Genomic DNA, 2491 nt, shown 5'->3' on the forward strand with positions numbered 1-2491 from the left:
TTCAATAAATAACGTGGATTACTTTGATTATTCAGAATGGTATAACAATAATTTTAAAGAAGTACGAGACAGCCAATTGAGGGATTGGACTTATAATTTACAAAATTTACATTTTGAATCTAATGTTAATACAGTAGTTAAAAATACAGTAGGTATAGAAAAGATAGATATAAATAACACATTGTACCAAAGTCTTAGCGATTATTCTAAAAGAAGAAATGTAAGTGTATACGTACTTTTATTAGCAGCGTATTTTAGAGCAACAGAAAGTTTAAACCATAAAAAACAACTCATTGTGGGAATACCTGTATCTGGAAGAAATTATGAGGGCACACAAAACATTATTGGTTTGTTTAGAAATTTTCTTCCAATATCAGTAAATACTAGTGGATGTACAGATAATAAATTAATCAATATCATACAAAAACAAGTACTATCTGCTCTTGACAAACAAGATGTTCAAACTTATGAAATTGAAGAAAATTGGGTATTAAGAATTTATTTAAAAATGCATTTATCTATCAAGATGCTATTGATACAAGTATGTTCAATATGAAGGACTTAAAGGTTAAGACTGAATTAATAAGAAAACAGACAATTTATGATATCAAGTGGGAATTTGTGAAAATTAATCAAAATTTACAAGGTGTTCTGGAATATCATAATGAAATATATAATCAGGATGATATTAGAAAGTATAAAGATAAATTTATTAATACTTTACAAAAATTTGTTCAAAACAAGTAAAAGGAGTTCAAGTTATGGATATTTTAAAAGTAGAACATTTGTCAAAAACATATGAAGATGGAACCAAAGCTTTAGAGAATTTAAATTTTAGTGTTAAAAAAGGAGAGATTCTGGGTTTTTTAGGACCTAATGGTGCAGGCAAAAGTACGGCAATTAGTATTATATCTACTTTAATTAAAGCTAATACTGGTTCAATTACCTACTTTAATAATACAAAACTTAGCACTAAACAAATTAAAAAAAATATGGGAATAGTTCCACAGGATATTGCATTATATGAGGATATTTCGGCTTAGGAAAATGTCAAATTTTTTGCATCGTTATATGGCATAAAAAGGAACAATATAGACGAAAAAGTAGAAAACGCTTTAGATAAAGTTGGATTAATGAGTAGAAAAAACAATAAACCTTCTACGTTTTCAGGAGGTATGAAACGCAGGCTAAATATTGCTTGTGCAATTGCACATGAACCTGATCTAATAATTTTTGATGAACCAACTGTTGGAATTGACCCGCAATCAAGAAATCATATTTTGAAATCAATCAAAAGGCTACGTGATAATGGATCCACAGTTATTTACACTACGCATTATATGGAAGAAGTTCAACAAATTTGTGATCGGATAATTATTATGGATGGTGGCAAAGTACTTCTTAATGATAAACTAGCAGATATTTTAAATAATTTTAGTGGAATTAATTACCAACTAACTTTATCTGATGTAGTACCTGAAGGATTCGTGGAATCTATGGATATAGTGAAAGGTATAAATATATTTAATATTCAAGAAGGAAATAAAGTAATCTTAAAAATAAAAGATATGTCCTACTTAGAAACAGTTCTTAATATATTGAATAAATATGGTGTATCATTAGTGGACATTGTTAAAAGAGATAATAGCTTGGAAGACATTTTTTTAAATCTTACGGGAAAACGACTTAGAGATTGAGGAGGGGAATAAAATGCTAACAATTATGCAACAAGATATTAAAAATCTTATTAAGAATAAGCCTATTATGATGTATCTTATTCTTTATCCATTAATATTGATATTAATTACTGGTTTTGTATGTAGTAGTATATTTAGTAACGATATACTTTCATCTTATGACTATTACGGAGTTACAATGATGATCTATTTGTCCATGGCAACGGTTATAATTTTACCAGAATTATTGTTTGGAAGTCACGTTAAATTTGCAAATTACCGTATTGTTTATGCACCTATAGATCGTACAAAAATTTATCTTTCCAAATTGATAGTTTCTATTGGATTCTCATATATTATTTTATCAATTTATATGCTAATGTTTAATGCTTTGGATTTAGTTAATTATGGTGGAACTAGAGTAGGAAGTTTATTAATATTGGATTTAGCCGTTATTACTTTTTCAACTACTTTTGGTGGTGCATTTTGCCTTCTACTAAAAAATGAAGATTTATCTACTAAATTATTAAATATTTTGATTAATATACTTGCTATTATTTCCGGTCTTTTTGTTCCTATGTACATTTTTGGAAAGAAAATTGCAAATATTTCTAATATGTCGCCTATAGCCAAAGTTATGAGTAGCTTTTTTGGAATAATTTATGATAATAATTTCAATCAGTTATTTACCACTATAGAAATACTTTTACTATTTTCAGCAATATTTTTGGTTATAATTCATTTAATGTATCATCCAGAAAAATTTAAAATGTAAAGGATCATATACTATGTTAATTTTAAAAAATAATTTTTTA

The 2491-nt window shown here is 26.9% G+C and carries 3 protein-coding genes and 1 pseudogene; all 4 read left to right on the top strand.

Annotated features, from left to right (window positions below; all coding sequences use genetic code 11):
• Positions 1 to 556 (top strand): condensation domain-containing protein (locus EQ827_RS08425; RefSeq protein ID WP_258231827.1); only part of this gene is annotated, 556 nt, incomplete at its 5' end.
• Positions 553 to 747, top strand: coding sequence for a hypothetical protein (locus EQ827_RS08430; RefSeq protein ID WP_181190540.1), 195 nt, complete (start codon positions 553 to 555; stop codon positions 745 to 747). The genes EQ827_RS08425 and EQ827_RS08430, both read left to right, overlap by 4 nt.
• A 14-nt stretch (positions 748 to 761) precedes the next feature.
• Positions 762 to 1697, top strand: a pseudogene (locus EQ827_RS08435) (ABC transporter ATP-binding protein).
• A 13-nt stretch (positions 1698 to 1710) separates the two neighbouring features.
• Positions 1711 to 2451: an ABC transporter permease gene (locus EQ827_RS08440; RefSeq protein WP_181190541.1), complete on the top strand. Its 741-nt coding sequence runs from the start codon at positions 1711 to 1713 to the stop codon at positions 2449 to 2451.
• Positions 2452 to 2491: the final 40 nt, after the last annotated feature.

Origin of the sequence: Bombilactobacillus bombi, assembly GCF_013607485.1 — a bacterium.
In the GTDB taxonomy this organism is placed as follows: Bacteria; Bacillota; Bacilli; order Lactobacillales; family Lactobacillaceae; genus Bombilactobacillus; species Bombilactobacillus bombi_A.